This is a genomic window from Stenotrophomonas sp. LM091 (assembly GCF_001806305.1).
In the GTDB taxonomy this organism is placed as follows: Bacteria; Pseudomonadota; Gammaproteobacteria; order Xanthomonadales; family Xanthomonadaceae; genus Stenotrophomonas; species Stenotrophomonas bentonitica_A.
In genome coordinates, this window is record NZ_CP017483.1 from 1,637,904 (window position 1) to 1,658,940 (window position 21,037).

Annotated in this window: 19 protein-coding genes and 1 pseudogene; 6 read left to right on the top strand and 14 right to left on the bottom strand. The window is 66.9% G+C overall.

Annotated elements, in window-relative coordinates; all coding sequences use genetic code 11:
* Positions 1–85: 85 nt before the first annotated feature.
* From atpE to BIZ42_RS07175, 3 genes and pseudogenes are all read right to left on the bottom strand, one after another.
* Positions 86–388, bottom strand: coding sequence for a F0F1 ATP synthase subunit C (gene atpE, locus BIZ42_RS07165; protein WP_017354883.1), 303 nt, complete (start codon positions 386–388; stop codon positions 86–88).
* Between the two features lie 66 nt (positions 389–454).
* Entirely contained in the window at positions 455–1,249 is a 795-nt protein-coding gene (atpB, locus tag BIZ42_RS07170; RefSeq protein WP_046273137.1) for a F0F1 ATP synthase subunit A, read from the bottom strand.
* Positions 1,250–1,282: 33 nt separating this feature from the next.
* Positions 1,283–1,650: pseudogene (locus tag BIZ42_RS07175) on the bottom strand (hypothetical protein).
* A 542-nt stretch (positions 1,651–2,192) separates the two neighbouring features.
* Between BIZ42_RS07175 and BIZ42_RS07180 the strand changes: the two are divergent.
* Entirely contained in the window at positions 2,193–3,011 is an 819-nt protein-coding gene (locus tag BIZ42_RS07180) for a hypothetical protein (protein ID WP_070425993.1), read from the top strand.
* A gap of 306 nt (positions 3,012–3,317) precedes the next feature.
* Here BIZ42_RS07180 and lpdA read toward each other — a convergent pair whose 3' ends face one another.
* From lpdA to BIZ42_RS07200, 4 genes are all read right to left on the bottom strand, one after another.
* A complete protein-coding gene (gene lpdA, locus BIZ42_RS07185) occupies positions 3,318–5,129 on the bottom strand; it encodes a dihydrolipoyl dehydrogenase (RefSeq protein ID WP_070425994.1) in 1,812 nt (603 codons plus the stop codon).
* A gap of 17 nt (positions 5,130–5,146) precedes the next feature.
* Positions 5,147–5,359 (bottom strand): hypothetical protein, encoded by a 213-nt coding sequence (locus BIZ42_RS07190; protein WP_172838042.1) that lies wholly within the window; start codon positions 5,357–5,359, stop codon positions 5,147–5,149.
* A 66-nt stretch (positions 5,360–5,425) separates the two neighbouring features.
* Entirely contained in the window at positions 5,426–6,829 is a 1,404-nt protein-coding gene (gene aceF, locus BIZ42_RS07195) for a dihydrolipoyllysine-residue acetyltransferase (RefSeq protein ID WP_070425996.1), read from the bottom strand.
* 200 nt (positions 6,830–7,029) lie between these two features.
* Positions 7,030–7,551, bottom strand: coding sequence for a DNA-deoxyinosine glycosylase (locus BIZ42_RS07200; RefSeq protein WP_070425997.1), 522 nt, complete (start codon positions 7,549–7,551; stop codon positions 7,030–7,032).
* Positions 7,552–7,743: 192 nt separating this feature from the next.
* On the opposite strand from BIZ42_RS07200, the gene BIZ42_RS07205 reads away from it, so the two are divergent.
* From BIZ42_RS07205 to glpK, 3 genes are all read left to right on the top strand, one after another.
* On the top strand, positions 7,744–8,376 hold the full coding sequence (locus BIZ42_RS07205) for an OmpW family outer membrane protein (RefSeq protein WP_070425998.1): 633 nt from the start codon (positions 7,744–7,746) through the stop codon (positions 8,374–8,376).
* 150 nt (positions 8,377–8,526) lie between these two features.
* Positions 8,527–10,020, top strand: a complete 1,494-nt coding sequence (gene glpD, locus BIZ42_RS07210; RefSeq protein WP_070425999.1) for a glycerol-3-phosphate dehydrogenase — start codon at positions 8,527–8,529, stop codon at positions 10,018–10,020.
* A gap of 47 nt (positions 10,021–10,067) precedes the next feature.
* Positions 10,068–11,567 (top strand): glycerol kinase GlpK, encoded by a 1,500-nt coding sequence (glpK, locus tag BIZ42_RS07215; protein ID WP_070426000.1) that lies wholly within the window; start codon positions 10,068–10,070, stop codon positions 11,565–11,567.
* A 72-nt stretch (positions 11,568–11,639) separates the two neighbouring features.
* Here the strand turns inward: glpK and BIZ42_RS07220 are convergent, their stop codons facing one another.
* Positions 11,640–12,434, bottom strand: a complete 795-nt coding sequence (locus tag BIZ42_RS07220; protein WP_070426001.1) for a MetQ/NlpA family ABC transporter substrate-binding protein — start codon at positions 12,432–12,434, stop codon at positions 11,640–11,642.
* Positions 12,435–12,546: 112 nt separating this feature from the next.
* Entirely contained in the window at positions 12,547–13,512 is a 966-nt protein-coding gene (locus BIZ42_RS07225; protein ID WP_019183619.1) for a YafY family protein, read from the bottom strand.
* A 90-nt stretch (positions 13,513–13,602) separates the two neighbouring features.
* Between BIZ42_RS07225 and BIZ42_RS07230 the strand changes: the two genes are divergently transcribed.
* The gene (locus BIZ42_RS07230) at positions 13,603–14,214 is read left to right on the top strand and encodes a hypothetical protein (protein WP_070426002.1); all 612 of its coding nucleotides are present in this window, start codon (positions 13,603–13,605) and stop codon (positions 14,212–14,214) included.
* A 121-nt stretch (positions 14,215–14,335) separates the two neighbouring features.
* Positions 14,336–15,112 carry a DUF481 domain-containing protein gene (locus BIZ42_RS07235; protein ID WP_019183617.1) on the top strand — a complete coding sequence of 259 codons (777 nt, stop codon included), beginning with the start codon at positions 14,336–14,338 and terminating at the stop codon, positions 15,110–15,112.
* 102 nt (positions 15,113–15,214) lie between these two features.
* Here BIZ42_RS07235 and hemC read toward each other — a convergent pair whose 3' ends face one another.
* From hemC to mdoH, 5 genes are all read right to left on the bottom strand, one after another.
* Positions 15,215–16,126 carry a hydroxymethylbilane synthase gene (gene hemC, locus BIZ42_RS07240; protein WP_070426003.1) on the bottom strand — a complete coding sequence of 304 codons (912 nt, stop codon included), beginning with the start codon at positions 16,124–16,126 and terminating at the stop codon, positions 15,215–15,217.
* Positions 16,127–16,200: 74 nt separating this feature from the next.
* Complete coding sequence (locus tag BIZ42_RS07245; protein WP_019183615.1) at positions 16,201–16,929, bottom strand: LytTR family DNA-binding domain-containing protein; 729 nt, start codon at positions 16,927–16,929, stop codon at positions 16,201–16,203.
* A 10-nt stretch (positions 16,930–16,939) separates the two neighbouring features.
* Entirely contained in the window at positions 16,940–17,986 is a 1,047-nt protein-coding gene (locus tag BIZ42_RS07250; RefSeq protein ID WP_070426004.1) for a histidine kinase, read from the bottom strand.
* Between the two features lie 4 nt (positions 17,987–17,990).
* Positions 17,991–18,656, bottom strand: a complete 666-nt coding sequence (locus tag BIZ42_RS07255; protein ID WP_172838074.1) for a carboxylesterase — start codon at positions 18,654–18,656, stop codon at positions 17,991–17,993.
* Between the two features lie 75 nt (positions 18,657–18,731).
* Positions 18,732–20,639 (bottom strand): glucans biosynthesis glucosyltransferase MdoH, encoded by a 1,908-nt coding sequence (gene mdoH / locus BIZ42_RS07260; protein WP_019183612.1) that lies wholly within the window; start codon positions 20,637–20,639, stop codon positions 18,732–18,734.
* Positions 20,640–21,037: the final 398 nt, after the last annotated feature.

The following is a 21,037-nucleotide window of genomic DNA, read 5'->3' on the forward strand; positions in this document are numbered from 1 at the left end:
GGTGGATGGGCCGCCTTGGCGGCGCATCCGATCCTTCATCCGCGATCAGGCGCACACGGCGCCTGATCGTTTCGCTGTTGCTGGATTAACCAGCAACCTGCGGCAGGCGTGCAACGAACTCGCCGATCATCGGGTTGGCGAAGGCCAGCAGCAGGCCGACGGCGACCGAGATGATGAACGCGGCGTCGATCAGGCCGGCGGTGATGAACATGCGGACCTGCAGAACCGGAATCAGTTCCGGCTGACGGGCAGCCGATTCCAGGAACTTACCGGCCATGATGGCCAGACCGAGACCGGCACCCAGCGCGGCCAGGCCGATCATGATGCCGACGGCGAGGACGGTGGAGCTCTGGACTTGGGCGAGGTTGGTCAGGACGGCGAAGTACATGGTTTTCTCCTGGAACTTTGAATAGCTAAGGGTTTAGAAACAAACGGATGAAGGGTGAAGCGAAACTCAGTGAGCGTCTTCCGACAGGCTCAGGTACACGATGGACAACATCATGAAGATGAACGCCTGCAGCGGAATCACCAGCAGGTGGAACAGCATCCAGCCCAGGCCGAATGCACCGCCTGCGATGGCACCGGCGATACCCGCACCGCCCAGCACCCAGATCAGCAGGAAGACGATTTCGCCGCCGAACATGTTGCCGAACAGTCGCATCGCCAGCGAAATCGGCTTGCTCAGCCACTCGACGATGTTGAGGATCAGGTTGAACGGCATCATCCACTTGCCGAACGGCGCGGTCAGGAATTCCTTGGTGAAACCACCCAGGCCCTTGGAACGCAGCGCGAAGAACAGCATCAGGAAGAACACGCTGATCGACATGCCCAGGGTGGCATTGACGTCGGCGGTGGGGACCGGCTTCCAGTACGGCACGCCGAGGGCTTCCAGCGGCATGGCGATGAAGTCGGCCGGGATCATCTTGATGAGATTCATCATGAGGATCCAGAAGAACAGGGTGATCGCGATCGGGGTCACCAGCTTGCTGGTGCCGTGGTAGGTGTCCTTGGCCTGGCGGTCAACGAACTCCAGGCAGATCTCGACGAACGCCTGCCACTTGCCCGGGACGCCGGCGGTGGCCTTGCGGGTTGCCATCCAGAAGCCGAACACCATCAACAGGCCCATCAGGACCGAAGTCACGATGGTGTCGACGTGGATCGCCCAGAAACCACCTTCCTGCATATGGAACGTCAGGTTGTGCAGGTGATGTTGGATGTAGGAGGTGGGTGTCAGCGCCTCGCCTGCCATGTGTCCGGAACCTTGAGTTAAATGAAAATTGGATCAGCGCCTGGCCAGAGCCAGGACCTGGAACATCAATCCGACGGCGATACCGGCCAGCAGCGCCAATGCAGGCAGCTTGAAGACCAGGAAACCCACCATCAGGACGCCGAATACGAGCACCCACTTTGCCACGACCGCCAGAATCAGGCGGGTCATCGCCGAGCCTGCGGCCTGCACCCCACCCCCAGCGCCATCCGCGCAGCCACCCAGCCGGCCGCCGAAACCGCCACGCCGGAGAGCAACGCCCCCAGGGCTGCCTTCGGGCCTCCCCACAGCAGCAGGGCCAGAGCCAGGACAGCCACTGCAACGAGCGGGTAAACCGCTGCGCGCAGCATCAGTCGCCGACCCGCGTCAACGGAGTTCAGCACGTGAATGTCCTGCATGGTTGTGAGTAGGAAAGGCCGAGGTCGCAAGCTAGCGCCTCGTCGAGCCGCCAAATTATAGCAATGGGACAATTTGAGAGACAACCGCTGCCTGTTCATCCCGGATGTAAGCCCGCCGTTGGCGGCTCTTGCGAACCTGTTCCACCACCGGGCCAATCCCACTGCGCAAAGCGACACGCGATGCGGCGGTGCAACATATTGAACTTTGGTCGCAAGGTCCGGTCATAACGACCAGCCTGCCGTTGAATCCTCGTCGGCGTCCCGCGCGCAGGCCAGTACAGGGTGGCCCCGCAGCCCTCTCCGGGGCCACCCTCTTTTTGCGGCCTGCGGCGCTGGCGGCCGGGTCGAACAACGCTGGCGGCTAACGCGTGTAACGCGGTCCGGCCCCGGAACCGGCCAGCAAACCGCCCTGCGGTAAGCCAAAGTGCATGAACGGTACACACAGCCTCCACCATACCTTCACGAATGGTGGACGTCGCAGTGGGCAATGTGACGCCACATCACTAGAACCACCGCAAGGACCCCCGATGCGCCCGATGCTCTCCCTGCTTGCCGTGCCAGTCGCACTGGCCGCGCTTTCCTACGCCGCTCCGTCCCACGCTGCCGAAGGCGATGACCGCTTCGCCCTGCGCCTGGGTGCGATGCAGATCGATTCGGACAACACGATCCGCGGCAACACCAACATCGCTGGCCAGGATGTGGGCTTCTCCGAAGATTTCGGCCTCGGTGGCAAGGAATGGGAGCCGCGCGTGGACGGCATGTTCCGCATCAGCAACCGCCAGCGCCTGCTGTTCAACTACTTCAAGTACGACAAGGATCGCCGCGAGACCCTCGACCAGGGTGTGAGCTTCGGCGATACCAACGTGCCGGCCGGCAGCTTCATCAAGGGTGAGCTGAAGTATCAGGTCGCCAGCCTGGTGTACGACTACTCGGTGGTGGACACCGACACGTTCGACCTCGGCCTGCAGCTGGGTGCCGAGTACGCCAAGGTGAGCACCAAGGCTTACGCGGATGTCGGTGATCTGTACCAGGGCGAGTTCCTGGACGAGAAGGCCGACGGTGTCGCCCCGGTGGTTGGTGCACGCCTGAGCTTCACCCCGTCCGAGAAGTGGATGATCACCTTCCAGGGCCAGTACCTGAACACCAAGTGGGGCAACTTCGATGATTACGACGGCGACCTGAGCCGTGCCAATGCGATCGTCGATTACCGCTTCACCAAGAACTTCGGCGTGTTCGCCGGCTACGACTGGTTCAAGCTCGACGTCGATCAGACCGGCAGCGATGGCACGATCGGTCTGAAGCAGGAGTTCAAGGGTCCGGTGGCAGGCGTCAGCTTCGTCTTCTAAGCCCTTTGCAACACCTCTCTCCAAGCGCGGCCTCCGGGATATCGGGGGCCGCGTTTTTTTTGCGTTGCTGGGGTGGAGCAACAGCATGGTGATCGGGTGGCGGGCACGGATACCCTGTCGGGCGAATGTCCCCCGGCGACGGCCTGTGGCCGTCACCTCCTCCTTGATTTCGCCCCACAGCGTATCCGTACCCGCCCCGACAAGTTCCGGTGGTGGCCTGCAGGAGAGCGCCAGGCGCCCGAGCGAAGCTGGATCGACAACACCAGAAACAAAAAACCCCGGCTTTCGCCGGGGTTTTTCGTTGCATTACCTCTTCTTCGGCATGTACAGATCGGTGATCGTGCCGTCGTAGATCTCCGCGGCCATCGCCACCGATTCGCTCAGGGTCGGATGGGCGTGGATGGTGTGGCCGATGTCTTCGGCCTCCGCACCCATCTCGATCGCCAGACCGATCTCGGCCAGCAGATCACCCGCATGCACGCCGACAATGGCGCCACCGATGATGCGGTGGGTTTCTTCGTCGAAGATCAGCTTGGTGAAGCCCTCGGTACGGCCGATGCCGATCGCGCGGCCGCTGGCGGCCCACGGGAACTTGGCTACGCCGACCTTCAGGCCCTTGGCCTTGGCTTCGGTTTCGGTCACGCCGACCCACGCGATTTCCGGGTTGGTGTAGGCCACCGACGGAATCACGCGCGCCACCCATTCCTTCTTCTCGCCGGCGGCCACTTCCGCGGCCAGCTTGCCCTCGTGCGTGGCCTTGTGGGCCAGCATCGGGTTGCCGACGATGTCGCCGATCGCAAAGATGTGCGGCACGTTGGTGCGCATCTGGCGGTCGGCCGGGATGAAGCCACGGTCGGTGACCTGCACGCCGGCCTTCTCGGCATCGATCTTCTTGCCGTTCGGCGAGCGGCCCACGGCGACCAGCACGCGGTCGAAGGTGGTTGCCTCCAGACCCGGCTTTTCGCCTTCCACGGCGGCTTCGAAGGACACGGTGATGCCGGCCTTGTCGGCCTTGACGTCGGTCGCCTTGGTCTTGAGGTGCACCACGATGCCCTGCTTCTTCAGGCGGTCGGCCAGCGGCTTGACCAGGTCCTTGTCGGCGCCCGGCATCAGCTGGTCCATGAATTCGACCACGGTCACTTCACTGCCCAGCGCACCGTACACGGTCGCCATTTCCAGGCCGATGATGCCGCCACCGACCACCAGCAGCTTGCCCGGCACGTCGGCCAGTTCCAGCGCATCGGTGGAGTCCATGACGCGCTTGTCGTCCCACGGGAAGTTCGGCAGCTTCACTGCCTGCGAGCCGGCGGCGATGATGCACTGCTCGAAGCGCAGCAGCTGGGTCTTGCCGTCGTCGCCGACGATCTCCAGCTCGTTGGCCGAGACGAACTTCGCCAAGCCCTGCACGGTGCGCACCTTGCGCTGCTTGGCCATGCCGGCCAGGCCCTTGGTCAGCTGGGTGACCACCTTTTCCTTGTAGCTGCGCAGCTTGTCCAGGGTGATGGTCGGCTTGCCGAACTCGACGCCGAAATCACCGGCATGGGCAACTTCATCGATCACTGCGGCGGCATGCAGCAGCGCCTTGGACGGGATGCAGCCCACGTTGAGGCAGACGCCACCGAGGCTGGCATAACGTTCCACCAGTACGGTGTCCACGCCCAGATCGGCCGAGCGGAAAGCAGCGGTGTAACCGCCCGGGCCGGCGCCCAGCACCACCATCTTGCACTCGATGTCGGCCGGCTTGCCCGAGGACAGCGCCGGCTGCGGCGCGGCCGGTTCGGCCGGGGCGCGGTGCGAGGGGGTCACCGGCGGCTTGCTGGCCGGTGCGTCGGCCTTGGGTGCCTCGGCCTTGGCCGGCGCGGCCGGTGCAGCCGCCTCACCTTCAGCCTCCAGCAGCAGTACCACATCGCCTTCGGAGAGGTTGTCGCCGAGCTTGACCTTGATTTCCTTGACCACGCCAGCAGCCGACGAGGGCACTTCCAGCGTTGCCTTGTCCGATTCCAGCGTGACCAGACCCTGGTCCTTCTTCACCGTGTCACCCACGGCGACCAGCAGTTCGATCACCGGGACACCGCTGTAATCGCCGATGTCGGGAACCTTGATTTCAATTGCGGCCATTCGTGTTCTCCTGGTGCTCAGCCGGCCTTGCCGCCGAGCAGTTGCTGCAGTTCTTCGAGCGACTCGTCCAGATCTTTCCAGCGACGGTCGAGCTTCTTTTCCCTGGTGTCGCTGGCCTGGATCGGCAGCGCCACCTGTTTCATCATCCGCCGGCCCGCACCACACGCCAGGCCGGTGCCGCTGTAACGCTGGCCCTCCACGGTGGAGGACCGCGCGTTATCCTCCAGCACCGGCACCCTGCGCTCGCTGCACCATCGGCAGCGCCATCAGCAGCCCGGCCAGGACCAGGCCCTGCTTCACAGCAGGACGCGCCGCATGTCGGCCAGCACCTGCGAGAGGTAGGTGGTGAAGCGGGCGGCCAGCGCGCCGTCGATGACGCGGTGGTCATAGCTCAGCGACAGCGGCAGCATCAGCTTCGGCGCGAACTCCTTGCCGTTCCAGACCGGCTGGATCGACGACTTGGACACGCCCAGGATGGCCACTTCCGGCGCATTGACGATCGGGGTGAACGCAGTGCCACCAATGCCGCCCAGCGAGCTGATCGAGAAGCAGCCACCGCTCATGTCCGCCGGGCCGAGCTTGCCGTCACGCGCCTTCTTGGCCAGTTCGCCGGATTCCTGCGCGATCTGCACCACACCCTTCTTGTCGACGTCGCGGATGACCGGCACGACCAGGCCGCTCGGCGTATCGGCCGCGAAGCCGATGTTGAAGTACTTCTTCAGGGTCAGGTTCTCGCCGCTGGCATCCAGCGAAGCGTTGAACTCCGGGAACTTCTTCAGCGCCGCGGCACTGGCCTTGACCAGGAAGGCGAGCATGGTCAGCTTGATGCCGGCCTTCTCGTTTTCCTTGTTCAGGGCCACGCGCAGGGCTTCCAGCTCGGTGATGTCAGCCTGCTCGAACTGGGTGACGTGCGGAATCATCGCCCAGTTGCGGGCCAGGTTCGCGCCCGAAATCTTCTTGATGCGCGACAGCGGCTGGACCTCGACCTCACCGAACTTGCTGAAGTCGACCTTCGGCCAGGCCAGCAGGTTCAGGCCGCCACCGGCCGCCACCGTGCCGCCAGCGGCAGCGCCGCCGCCGGCCAGGGCCGACTTGACGAACTTCTGCACGTCGGACTTGGTGATGCGGCCACCCTTCTCGGTGCCGCTCAGCTGGTTCAGGTCCACGCCCAGCTCGCGGGCGAACACGCGCACGGCCGGCGATGCGTAGGGCACCTTCTGCGGCAGCACGCTGTCGGCGTTGAAGGCGACCGGCGGGCTGGTCGGCGAGCCGCCCGACGGGGCAGCAGCGGCCGGGGCCGGCTGGGTCGGCTTGGCGGCGGACTGTTCGATGTCACGGGCGGCCAGCTTGTCCGGCTCGGCCGGGGCGGCGACGGGCTCGACCTTGGTCGCGGTCTCGGCCGCTTCGGTCTTGGCGGCCGGGGCCGGGGCAGCAGCAGCGGCCGGCGCGACGGCCTCTTCGCTGACTTCGATCAGGGCCACGAGCTTGCCCTCGGAGAGGTTGTCGCCGACCTTGACCTTGATTTCCTTGACGATACCGGCCACCGAGGACGGCACTTCCATCGTGGCCTTGTCCGATTCCAGCGTCACCAGACCCTGGTCTTTCTTGACGGTATCTCCAACGGCGACCAGCACCTCGATTACCGGGATATCGCTGTAGTCACCGATATCGGGGACAAGTGCTTCCTTGATTTCGGCCATGGGGAAAACTCCGGCAATCTGGTGTAGGGAATCGCCTATTGTGGGGGTATCGCGCGCCAGCGCCAACCGGCTTGGCGAATTTTCCGCCCCCCTGTCCCGGGACAGGCTGTTGCAGGCATCTGCTTTGGCCGGATTCGGCTTGGCACAGTGCAAAGCGGAATTTTCCAGTCGGTACCGTATTGTCCGCCGCTGTCCCCGCCTCAGCGGCACACGGCATCGACCAGCGCCTGCCACGCCTGCACCAGCCGGGGCAGCGGCCAGGCCGCATTGGCGGGGCTGGTGGAGGGCAGCGACCAGACCGGCAACGCCTGCGCCGGTCCGACAAGCGCGGGCGCGATGAACCGCTGGAACGCGCGGTAGGCGGTGCCGCCATTGCAGGCGATCGCGCACAGCGAGGGCAGTCCCTCGATCAGTGCGCCCAGCGCATTGGGGACTTCACTGCCACGCACGATCGACGCATCCAGGCTGCCGCGTCGTTCGCACTGCCCGATCACATCCCACACGCCCACGCCGGTCGCGTTCAATGCATGCATGCGATCGGGATAAGGAACCGTTGCGTCGATCCCGCACAGCACGCCCATCAACGGCCAGAAACGATTGCGCGGATGCGCGTAGTACTGCGCGGCCTGCAGCGACGCCACGCCGGGCATCGAGCCGAGCACCAGCACGCGGCATCCTGCATTCAGCTGCGCAGGAAAGCCGATGCAGCGGGTTGTTTCCATCACACGGCCACCAGATGCATGAATGTCGGAGGTTGCATGATCACCCGGAAATACAGCGGTTTCGCACTGATCGCTGAATGGAAACAACTAAAATTTAACGCGCGTCGGATGCGATTCATATTGCGGGGACTACGGTTGCCTCGCCCCACAACACCGGGGCCCAGAACAAAAACATCCTGAGGAGATTCCCCCATGCGCTCCATCCGTACTCTGACCCTGGCTACCCTGACTGCTCTTGCTTTTGCGCCGGCTGCTTTCGCGCAGGACAGCACCGTTGATACCGCGTCCGGCAAGCACTTCGCCGTGGTCGGCGGCGTCTCGCTGCTGCAGCCGAAGAACGACCCGCTGGACGGCGTGCGCAAGGTGGACGGTGGCCCGGCCCCGACCCTGAGCTTCAGCTACTACATCAACGACAACTGGGCCGTGGAACTGTGGGGCGCAGCGGACAAGTTCGACCACCGCGTGCGCGGCACCGATGGCGCCCGCCTGGGCACCGTCGAGCAGCAGCCGATCGCGCTGAGCGGCCAGTACCACTTCGGCCAGGCCGACAACGTGTTCCGCCCGTTCGTGGGCGCCGGTTACTACGAGTCCAACTTCAGCAATGAAGACCTCGCCAGCGACATCGGCCACATCGGTGTGAAGACCGCCAAGGGCGCGATCGGCACCGTCGGCGTGGACATGAACATCAACAGCACCTGGTTCGCCCGCGCCGATGTCCGCTACATGCATTCGCGCCCGGAACTGACCGTCAACGGCGAAGGCACCGGCGACAAGGCCAAGCTGGATCCGTGGACCGTGGGCTTCGGCATCGGCGCGCGCTTCTAAGCACGCCTTTTCCCGCACCACGCAGTACGCACAACGGGCCCCTTGCGGGCCCGTTGTCGTTGTGGGGCCCGCGACTTTCATCGGGCGTTGCCGACCACTGCCCGACACTGGCCACCACGGCGGACCACGCCGATCCGCCCCGGGGAGCCGATGCGCGAGTCCTTCGACATGCTGGTGGTGGGCGGCGGCATCAATGGCGCCGGGATCGCGCGGGATGCGGCCGGGCGCGGGCTCTCGGTATGTCTGTGCGAGCAGGATGACCTGGCCGCCCACACCTCCAGCGCCAGCACCAAGCTGATCCACGGTGGCCTGCGCTACCTTCAGCAGGGTGAAGTCGCGTTGGTGCGCAAGGCGCTCAACGAACGCGAAACGCTGCGCCAGCTCGCCCCGCACCTCATTGCCCCGACCACGTTCGTGCTGCCGCATGCGCGCCATCTGCGCCCGGCCTGGATGCTGCGTGCCGGCCTGTGGCTGTACGACCACCTGGGCCGCCCCAATCCGCATTTCCCGCCCTCGCAGCGCATCGACCTGCAACGCGATCCCCGCGGCGAGACGTTGCAGCCGGGCTACCGGACCGGCTTCACGTATGCGGACGCCCGCGTCAACGATGCCCGGCTGGTGGTACTCAACGCACTGGATGCACACGAGCGCGGTGCCGATATCCGCACCCGCACCCGCTGCGAACAGTTGATCCGCCACCGCGACCACTGGTGGGCGGTGCTGCGTACGGCCAGCGGCGACGTGCAGCGCATCCGCGCCCGCTGCGTGGTCAACGCCAGCGGCCCCTGGGCCGGCACGGTGCTGCAGCGCGCGGGGCTGGATGCACCGCTCGGGCTGCGGCTCGTGCAGGGCAGCCACCTGGTGGTGCCGCGCCTGTTCGCACATGACAGCGCCTACCTGTTCCAGCAGCCCGACCAGCGCGTGGTGTTCGCGATCCCGTTCGAGCAGGACTTCACCCTGATCGGCACCACCGACACCGATTACGACGGTGATCCGGCGTGGGTCAAACCGCGCGCGGAGGAGCAGGCCTATCTGCTTGATGCGGTGAACCGGTTCCTGCGCGTGCCGGTCGAGGCCGATGACATCGTCTGGCGCTACAGCGGCGTGCGCCCGCTGCTGGCCGATCATCATCGCGCTGCATCGCAGGTCACCCGCGATTACCGGCTGGAGCTGGACACCGCCGGCGCCCCGCTGCTGAGCGTGCTGGGCGGCAAACTCACCACGTATCGCGCATTGGCCGAGGAAGCGCTTGGGCGCCTGTCACCCTCGCTGCCGGCGATGGGAGCGGCCTGGACGGCCGGCGGGCCACCGCTGCCCGGTGGCGACGGTGGCAACGCGGTACAGGTGGCGGAGACCCTGCAGCGCGATCATCCTCACCTGCCCCCTGCCCTGCTCCAGCGCCTGGCCGCCAGCTACGGCACGCGCGCAAGCGGCCTGCTTGCCGGCGCCCAGACACGCGACGCATTGGGCCAGGACCATGGCGGCGGCCTGCACGAGCGCGAGCTGGACTACCTGATCACGCACGAATGGGTAAGCACCGCCGAGGACGTGCTGTGGCGCCGCAGCCATCTCGGCCTGCGGCTGGACGCTGCACAGCGCGAGGCCGTGGCGGCCACCGTGCAGGCGCGCGTTTCGATGCCGTAGGCTGTATGTCTGTCACGCCTCACGGCATCGATTCCACGGAGCAGACCATGGACAAGCACTACGTGCTCGCCATCGACCAGGGCACGACCAGTTCGCGCGCCATGCTGTTTGATCGTGCCGGGCGCATCGCCGGCAGCGCGCAGCGCGAGTTCACCCAGATCTTCCCCCAGCCGGGCTGGGTCGAGCACGATCCGCGCGAGATCCTGACCAGCGTCTACACCACGATCACCGAACTGTTGAACCGCCACCAGGTGGACCCGCGCACGATCGCCGGGATCGGCATCACCAACCAGCGCGAGACCACCGTGGTCTGGGACAAGGCCACCGGCCAGCCGATCCATAACGCGGTGGTATGGCAGTCGCGGCAGAGCCATGCGATCTGCGAGCAGCTCAAGGCCGACGGCCACGAGCCGCTGATCCGGCGCAGGACCGGGCTGCTGATCGATGCCTATTTTTCCGCGACCAAGATCCGCTGGATCCTCGATCACGTCGAGGGCGCGCAGGCACGTGCCGAACGCGGCGAGCTGCTGTTCGGCACCATCGACAGCTGGCTGATCTGGAACCTCAGTGGCGGCCAGGCGCACGTCACCGACGTGACCAATGCCGCGCGCACGCTGCTGTTCGATATCCATGCGCTGCAGTGGGACGATGAGCTGCTGGCGCTGTTCAACATTCCACGCGAGATGCTGCCGCAGGTCCGCAGCTCCAGCGAGGTGTATGCCACCACCCAGGCGCAGTTCTTTTTCGACCAGCACCTGCCCATCGCCGGCATCGCAGGGGATCAGCAGGCCGCGCTGTTCGGCCAGGCCTGCTTCGAGCCGGGCATGGCCAAGAACACCTACGGCACCGGCTGTTTCATGCTGATGAACACCGGCGACAAGGCGGTGGTATCCGAGAACGGGCTGCTCACCACCATCGCCTGGGGCATCGATGGCCGCGTGGAATACGCACTGGAAGGCTCGATCTTCGTCGCCGGCTCGGTGGTGCAGTGGCTGCGCGATGGGCTGCGCATGTTCGGCAAATCCAGCGATTGCCAAGCGTACGCCGAGCGGGCCGCCGACAACGGTGGCGTGTACCTGGTGCCGGCGTTCGTGGGACTGGGCGCACCGTACTGGCGCAGCGATGTGCGTGGCGCGATGTTCGGCCTGACCCGCGGCACCACCAAGGAACACTTCATCCGCGCGGCGGTGGAATCCATGGCGTACCAGACCCGCGATGTGCTGGCGGCGATGCAGGCCGATGCGGGCATCGAGCTGAAGGAACTGCGCGCCGATGGCGGTGCGATCGCCAATGACTTCATGGCGCAGTTCCAGAGCGACATCCTGGGCGTGCCGGTGCTGCGCCCGCAGGTGGCCGAGACCACCGCGCTGGGCGCCGCGTATCTGGCCGGGCTGGCCACCGGCTTCTGGAGCAGCCGGGCGGAGATCGCCGAACAGTGGGCGGTGGACCGCCGCTTCACCCCGCAGATGCCGACGGATCAGCGCGAGGCGCTGTACCGCGGCTGGCAGCAGGCGGTGGAAGCGACGATGGGCTTCCGCGTGGGGTGACGCCCGCGTCGGCGATCATTGCCGCGCGGGCGCGGCCAGCCACGCATGGCGTGGCGCTACCGTGGGTGCCGGTCAGAATGCCGGGAGGACCGCACCCTTGTACTTCTCGGCGATGAAGGCCTTCACTTCCGGGCCGGTCAGGGCCTTGGCCAGCTGCTGTACGCGGGCATCGTCCTTGTTGTCCGGGCGGGCAACGAGGAAGTTCACGTACGGCGAATCCTTGCTCTCGATCGCCAGCGCATCCTGGGTCGGGTTGAGCCCGGCATCCAGCGCGTAGTTGGTGTTGATCAGGGCCAGATCGACCTGGTCCAGCACGCGCGGCAGCATCGCCGAGTCCAGCTCGCGGAACTTGAGCTGCTTCGGGTTGGCGGTGATGTCGCGCTGGGTCGCCAACGCATTGGTCGGGTCCTTGAGCGTGATCACGCCGGCCTTGTGCAGCAGGATCAGCGCGCGGCTGTTGTTGCTCGGGTCGTTGGGGATCACCACGTCGGCGCCGTTGGGCAGCGCATCGAGCGATTTGAAGCGGCGCGAGTACGCACCGAAGGGCTCGATATGCACGCCGATCACCTTGACCAGGTCGGTCTTGCGGTCGCGGTTGTAGGCGTCCAGGTAGGGCTCGGTCTGGAAGTAGTTCACGTCGACCTGCTTCTGCACCAGCTGGTCATTGGGCTGCACGTAATCGTTGAACACGCGCACCTCCAGGGTCAGCCCCTCCTTCTCCAGGATCGGCTTGACCACGGCCAGGATCTCGGCGTGCGGCACCGCGGTGGCCGCGACCACCAGCTTCTGGGAATCATGGGCCGGCTTGCCACAGGCGGACAGGGCCAGCGAGGCGGCAAGCAACGGGAGCAGCAGGTACTTTTTCATGGGGGCAGCGGAATCCGTAGGGGCAGCAACGCCCCACGATACCGCACGCCCCGCCCTTGCGGAATCCGGGGCATATGACCCCACGGCATGAGCCGATGCCGGCCGGGCCGGCTTACTCGTAGCTGGTCAGCGCCAGGGCCAGCAGGGCCTTGGCCTGTTCGCGCAGCATCACCGGCTCGACGATCTCCGCGTCCGAGCCGTAGTGCAGCACGTCCATCAGCAGCTCACGCGAGACGCTGTAAGGCAGTTTCAGCTCGTAGCGGCCATCGGGCAGGAAACGGCCCTGCTGCTTGGAATGCCAATGCTCATCGGCCACCCAGCGTGCGGCCTTGGCACTGAAGACGATCGTGGCCCAGCCCTTGGGCGGTCCGGAGAAGATGCCGTAGCTGGCGCCCAGCTGCTCGTCCAGCTCGCTCTCATCCACATCGCGCGCGGTGGTATCGATCACGCGGGCCTTGTAGATGCGGTCCACGGCGAAGCTGCGCAGGCCTTCGCGGCCGTGGTCCCACGCATCGAGGTACCAGTTGTCGCGATAGTGGGTCATGCGCTGCGGCGACACGGTGCGCTGGGTCGCCTCGTCGGTGGAGCGGGCCCGGTACTCGAAGGCCAGCTGCTTGCGCTCCAGCACCGCCGAGGCCACCGCGCGGAAGCTGGCCTCATCGAATTTGCGCCCGCGGTGCGGAATGACCCGGACCCGGTCGACCGGCCAGCTGGAGACACCGGCCTGCGCCGCCAGCAGCCCTTCGATGCGCTGCTGCAGCGGGGCCAGCACCGAGGACAACACGCCGCCGCCCGTACGCGAGAGCAGGTGCTGGGAGGCCAGCAGCGCGTGCAGCTCTTCCGAGCTGAGCCACAAGCCCGGCAGCTCGAAGCGGTCGCTTTCGTCGGCCTGGTAGCGGAAGCCCGCCTCGCCATCGCCTTCCACCGGCGCCATCAGCGCATCGCGCAGGAAGGCCAGGTCGCGGTAGACAGTCGCGCGGGAACACTCCAGTTTTTCCTGCAGGGCCGCCACCGTTACCGGGTAACGGGCGGACTTGAGCAGGCGATGCAGGGCGTTGATGCGTTCATATCGGTCCATGACCCGATTATGTCCGAGTCGCCGTCGTTGTGGCGGCTTCGGCTGCATCTTCGGCTATCGTGGGGCCCCCATCGCCTGCTGCCGCCCGTCATGCGCCTGTTGCCCGTCCTTGCCCTGTCCGCCGCCGCCCTGCTGCCCAGCGGCTGTGGGCGCACTGAAACGCCCGTGGCTGCGGTGCCTGCCGCGACCGCACCGGCCGCCGATCCGGTCGGCACGGTGCTGGCCGCCAGCCAGCGCTTCGGCCAGCTGCGCAGCTTCCATGCGGTGATGAAGATGCAGGGCCCGCGCGCGGTGGAGGCGCAGATGGACTACGTGGCCCCGGACCGCTACCGCCTCGTCACCGAGGATGGCCCGCAGACCATCATCGGCGGCACCTTCTTCCTGCAGCGTGCCGGCGAAGTGCGCCAGATCCCGGTGCCCGAAGGGATGCTGGCCCAGTGGCGCAATCCGTTGCCCGCCGATCTGGAGCCGGCGCAGCTGCAGGTGCGCGACCTCGGCGAAGAACGCGCCGGCGGCCAGCGCGCCCATAAATACGAGGTGCGCCACGCGACCGCAGCGCCCGATGGCCTGCTGTACTGGGTCAATGCACAGGGCCTACCGGTGCAGATCGAGCGCAAGGGCCAGACCAACGGGCAGCCGTTCCGGATCACCGTGACCTACTCGCGCTTCGACGACGCCGCGCTGCGGATCGATATTCCCTGAACAGGGGCGAGGCCGAACGGGTCCTAAAGCCCCGGCCCATCGCCGAATGTGACGTGGAACGCATCAAGTATCATCCCCCCCTTGTTGTCCCTCCCCCTTGTCCGATCACGGAGAACCGTTGATGTCCCTGCGCGTTTCGTTGCTTGTTCCCCTGCTGCTCTGCGCCCCGGCGGTTTATGCACAGGACGTTGCCGAACTGGCGGCGATGACCTCCCCCTGGAGCGGCAGTGGCGGCGAACTGGGCTTTGCCTCGGCCCGCGGCAACAGCAATACCGAGAGCTTCAACGGTCGTCTGCGCCTGCGCTACACCGATGATGACTGGGTGCACAGCATGGACCTGTTCGGCCTGCGCTCGCGCTCGGAGTACACCGATACCAACGACGACGGCACCACCATCCGCCGCCGCAACACCACCGCCAACCGCTACACCGGCAGCGCCGGCAGCGCGCTGCAGCTGGGCGAACACCGCCAGATCACCGCCACGGTGCGTTACGAGCGCGACGATTTCGCCACCTACGACCGCCAGAGCTCGTTCGGTCTCGGTTACGGCACCCGGATCATCGACGCCGAGCGCTTCTACATGGACGCGCAGATCGGTCCGGGTGTGCGCCGCACCCACAACACCGAAGACGACTCGACCCGTACCGGCCTGATCGGCCGCGGCCTGTTCGATCTCAAGTACACGCTGACCCCGAACACCGACCTGGTGAACACGCTGCTGGTCGAATCGGGCTCGTACAACACCTTCGCGCAGAACGATTTCGGCGTATCGGTGAGCATGAACGAGCATCTGGCGCTGAAGGCCGGCTGGCAGGCGCGTCACAACAGCGACGTCGCCGATGACAAGCGCAAGACCGACACGCTGACCACGATGAACGTGGTCTACAAGTTCAAGTAATCGCTGCGGGCGCCGGTGCGCCCGCCATCGTGACGTAGTGCCGGCCGCTGGCCGGCTAGCCGGGAACCTCGCGCGATCTGGAATGTCGGCCAGCGGCCGGCACTACACCGCGAGCAGTTCCCCGGCGCCGGCATCGAGCAGCCCGCGCGCGACGCGCTGGCCCAGCGTTTCCGGGTCACTGGCTGGGCCACGCGCCTGGGCACGCACGATGCGGCCATCGGCGACCCCGCCGACCAGGCCCTGCAGGAACAGATTCTCCCCTTCCCACTGCGCGAACCCCGCTACCGGTACATGGCAGCTGCCGTGCAGCGCGCGGTTCATGGCGCGCTCGGCTTCCACGCAGGCACGCGTGTCGGCATCGTCCAGCGCAGCGAACAGGCCCATCACCGCCGCGTCCTCGCCGTTGCACTCCACCGTGACTGCGCCCTGCGCCGGGGCCGGCAACCAGTCCGGGGCGGCCAGGCGCGCCACGATACGGTGGCCCAGGCCCAGGCGTTCCAGCCCGGCGACCGCCAGCACGATCGCGTCGTAACCGCCGTTGTCGAGCTTGGCCAGGCGCGTGTTGACGTTGCCGCGCAGGTCCTGCAGCTCAAGATCCGGGCGCAGCGCGCGCAGCTGGGCCTGGCGGCGCAGCGACGAGGTGCCCACCCGGGCCCCGATCGGCAATGCCTCCAGCGAGGCGTACAGATTTGAAATGAACCCGTCGGCCGCGTCGTGACGGGTCAGCATGGCTGGCAGCGCGAAGGGCGCGTCCAGTTCCATCGGCACGTCCTTGAGCGAGTGCACGGCGCAATCCGCTTCGCCACGCAGCATCGCCAGTTCCAGTTCCTTGAGGAACAGGCCCTTGCCGCCGATCGCCGCCAGCGAGCGGTCCAGCACCTCATCGCCGCGGGTGCTCATCGGGATCAACACCACCTCCAGCCCCGGGTGCGCCTGGCGCAGGCGGTCGGCGACGTATTCGCTCTGCCACAGGGCAAGCGGGCTCTTTCGGGTGGCGATGCGCAGGGTCTTCATGGCGCCATTATCGACGCACGGAGGCATATCGACCAACGGTGAGCGCCTGCCAGGCCCGATGGGATCCCCGTGGCCTACAGGTGTTTGAGGTCCTGCTTGAGGCTGGCCACGCAGCGGCGGCTGACTTCCAGCGGCCCGTGGCCATGGCGCAGCACCGCCTGGACCTGGCCTGCGCCATTTCGTCGCAGCTCCACCAGTTCGTGCCGGGCGACCAGGCAATTGCGATGGATGCGCACGAATCGGGTGCCGAATTCTTCTTCCAGCGACTTCAGCGATTCTTCCAGCAGGTCTTCGCCGCGCGCGTGGTGCACGACGACGTATTTCTCTTCGGCCTGCAGGTAATGGATGTCCTCGACCGGGATCAGCCGCAGGCTGCCGCGCAGGCGCGCGCACAGCAGCGTGCGCGCCTGCTGGCTGGCGGCGGTCGCCGGGCCGCTGCGGCCGGCCAGGAAGGTCCGCGCCCGTTCAAGGGCGGCAGCCAGGCGCTCGGGGCGCACCGGCTTCATCAGGTAATCGATGGCCGCCGCTTCGAACGCGGACAGCGCATGCGCGTCGTACGCGGTGCAGAACACCACGGCCGGGCGGGGTTCGAAGGTCGCCAGATGGCGTGCGGCCTCCAGCCCGTCCAGGCCGGGCATGGCGATATCGAGCAGGACCAGGTCCGGTTGCAGTTCGGCGCAGGCATGCAGCGCCTGTTCGCCGTTCTCGGCCTCGGCCACCACCTCGATGCCGGCCTGGTCGGCAAGCAGGGAGCGCAGGCGCTCGCGGGCCAGCGGTTCGTCGTCGGCGATCACCACCTTCAAGACAGTTTCCTCACTGGACCGGGACCGTGATTTCGCAAGCATAGTAGCCGTCGGCCCACGCCCCCGTCATCCGCGCGGCCGGGCCGAAGCGCCAGGCCAGGCGGTGGGCGATGTTGCGTTGTGCGTGGCCTGCGCCCTGCAGCAGCGGCAGCCCGCGGGTGGCCGGATCCGGCGCCGGGTTGCGCACCCGGATGCGCAGCTGCGTGCCGTCGCTGGACAGCGCCAGCACGATCGTGCCGCCGGCAGGCACCCGTGAGATGCCGTGCAGCACCGCGTTCTCGACGAGCGGTTGCAGCACCAGCCGCGGCATCGGCAACGACCATGGCAACGGCTCGTCGCGCAGCCAGATCACCTTCAGGCGTTCGCCCAGGCGCAGCGATTCGATCGACAGATACTGCTCGGCCAGTTCGCACTCGGCCTGCAGGGTGGAGTCGCCATCGCCGGCACCCAGCGCGGCACGGAACAGGTCGGACAAGTCCAGGACCGCGCGCTCGGCCACGTCCGGATCGCGGCGCAGCAGGCTGGCGATCAGGTTCATGCTGTTGAAGAGGAAATGCGGCCGGATCCGCGCCTGCAGCGCATCGGCCTGGGCCCGTGCATTGGCCAGCATCTGCGCGCTGCCACGATCACTGACGTAGAAGTAGCGCAGCGCCAGTGCGCTGATCAATGCGGTCATCGCCGCGCTGCCCAGCGTGAACCGCCAGAAGCCGACGGTCTGGGCGAAGCTGCCGCCGCCGATCACCCCGTACAACGCATGCACGATCGCCGCGCACGCGCCGGCGATCAGGCCGGTCATCATCACCACCAGCACCATGCCCGGCACCTCGGGCAGGCGCGAGAGCATGGCGCGCACGCTGCACAGGCTGACCGTCACTGCCAGCGCCAGCCACAACGCGAAGCCGCTGGCGGACAGGAAGTCCGGCAGCGTCCAGTGGCGGCTGCCATCGGGTGCCAGCGCCACCACCACGACCACCAGCTCGGCCAACCCGAGCATCGCCGCCAGTCGCGGCAGGCGGCACAGCTCGGGCAACCAGGACTGCTGGCGCGGGTCGTTCATGGCGTCAGGCGGCCAAGCGCGCCTCGAGCCAGTTGCCCAGTGCGTCGAGCTCGTCGGCACAGACCTGGTGGGCCATCGTATAGGTGTGCCACTCCACCGGCAGGCCGAGCGCGCCCAGCGTCTGTGCGGTGTGCTCGGCGATCGCCACCGGAATCACCGGATCCTGCGTGCCATGGGCCATGAACACCGGCACGCTGATCGCACCGGCCACGCGCGCGGCCGCAGCCTTGGCCGGGTCGGGCAGATAGGTCGACAGCGCGATCAGCCCGGCCAGCGGACGGGTGCGGCGCAGCAGTGCGCTGAGGATCACCGCCCCGCCCTGGGAGAAGCCGGCCAGCAGGATGCGCTCGGCCGGAATGCCGCGGGCGATCTCGCGCTCGATCAGCAGTTCCAGTTCCACGATCGAGGCATCCACGCCGGCGCTGTCGGCGCGCGAGCGGAAATCCATGCTGACGATGTCGTACCACGCGCGCATCGGCACGCCGTTGTTGATCGTGATCGGCTGCACCGGCGCATGCGGGAATACGAAGCGGATCGCCGGCCAGTGCGGGCGCACCAGCTCGGGCACGATCGGGGCGAAGTCATGGCCATCGGCACCCAGGCCATGCAGCCACAGCACCGACCACTGCGGGTCGGCGCCGGTTTCGTTTTCCACGGTATCCAGCATCAGGCGGCTCCAGTACGTTCAAGCCGCATTATGACCGCGCCCCGCTGCAATGGGGCGCTGATCGCGGCAACGCAGGGCTCAGCCGGCCGGATGCGCCTCGGCAGCCGCACGGCGCAGCTCGGCCGCGCGCACCAGCACCTTGGGCGGTGCCGATTCTTCCGGGATTTCCATCAGGCCCAGCCGGTGCATCCACACGCCGGCGGTGCGCGAGGAGGTGAAGCCCACCACCGGAATCGCCAGCACCATGCCGATCACCACCGGCGCCATCCACGCCGCCAGCGAGGGCGAGACCGCATAGGCCAGTGCCCCCATGAACAGACCGAACACGCTCAGCCCGCCATAGCCACGTGCCAGTGCCAGCCAGGACACTCCGCCATCGTCACGCTGCTGCGCATCCCAGCCCGAGTCCTTGCCGGCCAGCACTTCGGCCACGCCGCGCGACTGCACGTACATCACCACCGGCGCCATCAGCGCGGCAAGGATGGTCTCCAGCAGCATCGAAATGAAGGCGCGGATCGTGCCACCGCAGCCGCGGCGTTCCACCGGCTCCAGCAGCATGGCCAGATAGCCCAGTACCTTGGGCGAGAGCAGCACCACCATGGTGATCGCGAACATGCGGATCACCTGCGTCTCGTCCTGGTGGCGCCAGTAAACGCCCGGCGAGAGATGCAGCACTTCATTGAGGTCGATGCCGCCCTGGAACAGCGGGATCGCGATGCCGATCAACATCAGCATGGCCCACATCGGCGCGGTGAAGTAGTGACCGATGCCGACCAGCATGTGCATGCGGCTGACCCAGTGCAGCCCCTTGGAGCCGACCACCTTGGCGTGCTGCAGGTTGCCCTGGCACCAGCGGCGGTCACGGACCAGCAGGTCGGTGAGGGTCGGCGGGCCTTCCTCATAGCTGCCTTTGAGGTACGGCACCATGTGGGTGGCCCAGCCGCCCCGGCGCATCAGCGCGGCTTCGACGAAATCGTGGCTGAGCACATGCCCGCCAAACGGCTCCTTGCCCGGCAGCGACGGCAGGCCGGCCTGCTCGGCGAAGGCCTGGGTGCGGATGATCGCGTTGTGGCCCCAGTAGTTGCTCTCCGCGCCATGCCACCACGCCACGCCGCGGCCGATCACCGGGCCGTACACGCGCCCGCCGAACTGCTGCATGCGGGCAAACAGGGTGCGCCCGCCGACCACCGCCGGCAGGGTCTGGATCAGCCCGACATCCGGGTTGTGCTCCATCCCTGCGACCAGGCGCACGATGGTGTCGCCGGTCATCAGGCTGTCGGCGTCCAGGATCAGCATCTGCGGGTAGGCGCCGCCGAAGCGGCGGACCCAATCGGCGATGTTGCCGGCCTTGCGCCCGCTGTTGTCGCCGCGGCGACGGTAGAAGATGCGGTCATGGCCGCCCACGGCATCGCACAGGGCGCGGTAGGCCGCTTCTTCGGCCTGCCCGATGTCATCGCGTCGGGTGTCGCTGAGCACGTAGAAATCGAAGTTCGCCAGCTGCCCGGTCTCGGCCACTGACTCGTAGATCGCCTGCAGGCCGGCCAGCAGCCGGCGCGGATCTTCGTTGTAGGTGGGCATCAGCAGCGCGGTGCGCGTGTGCACGGTCGGCAGCGGTGCGTCCGGGTCGATGCCCAGCTTGTAGCCCCGATCGAACACGGCGGTCAGGAAGCCCGCCACGGCGCCGGCGAACGACAGCGCGATCCACGCGAACAGCCCCACGAACAGCACCAGCAGGCAGGCCTCGAGCACGCTGATGCCGTTGACGGCCAGCACCTTCCACATCATCCGGCTCGCTGCGGCGGTCATCGCCGCGGTGCCGCCCAGGATGTAGAAACGGCGCAGCCCGATCATCCGCGGCGAGGTGCGCTGGCGTGGCACCTGCAGCCGGCCTTCGCGCAGCGACTGCTCGGGCATCGGCAACGGCGACTCGGCCGGCAACGTCGCCCGGCCGGCATCCAGCGGGGCGTTGAGGGTCTGGGTACTCATGCGCGGTGTCCCTGTGCAGGGCGTGCCAGGCCGGGGGTGCCAAGTGCGGAAGGGGGCGTCCTGAGCCCGGCGTGCGCGCTGGCACGCATGCGTCCTGTCGATGCGGGCCGGAGACCGGCACGCAGCGTATGTCTGTGACTACCGGAACCCACGAACTCTCCAAACCGACTTGAGACGAAAAATGCGGCTCAGTCTATGGCGCGAAATGTAAGGTGCGCGCGAAGGGCTGACCGGGCATTTCTCCGCATTCAGCTTTTGGATCGAGACAAGTGGAGCCCCCCGCACAGGCACCGCCGCGCAGGCCCTGTGCCATGGGCCTCTGCCCATTCATCTTGCGCCCGGCCAGTCCAGGCCCCGCACGGCGATGGATACCGTTCCAGCGGCCCGGTGCGGGGCCG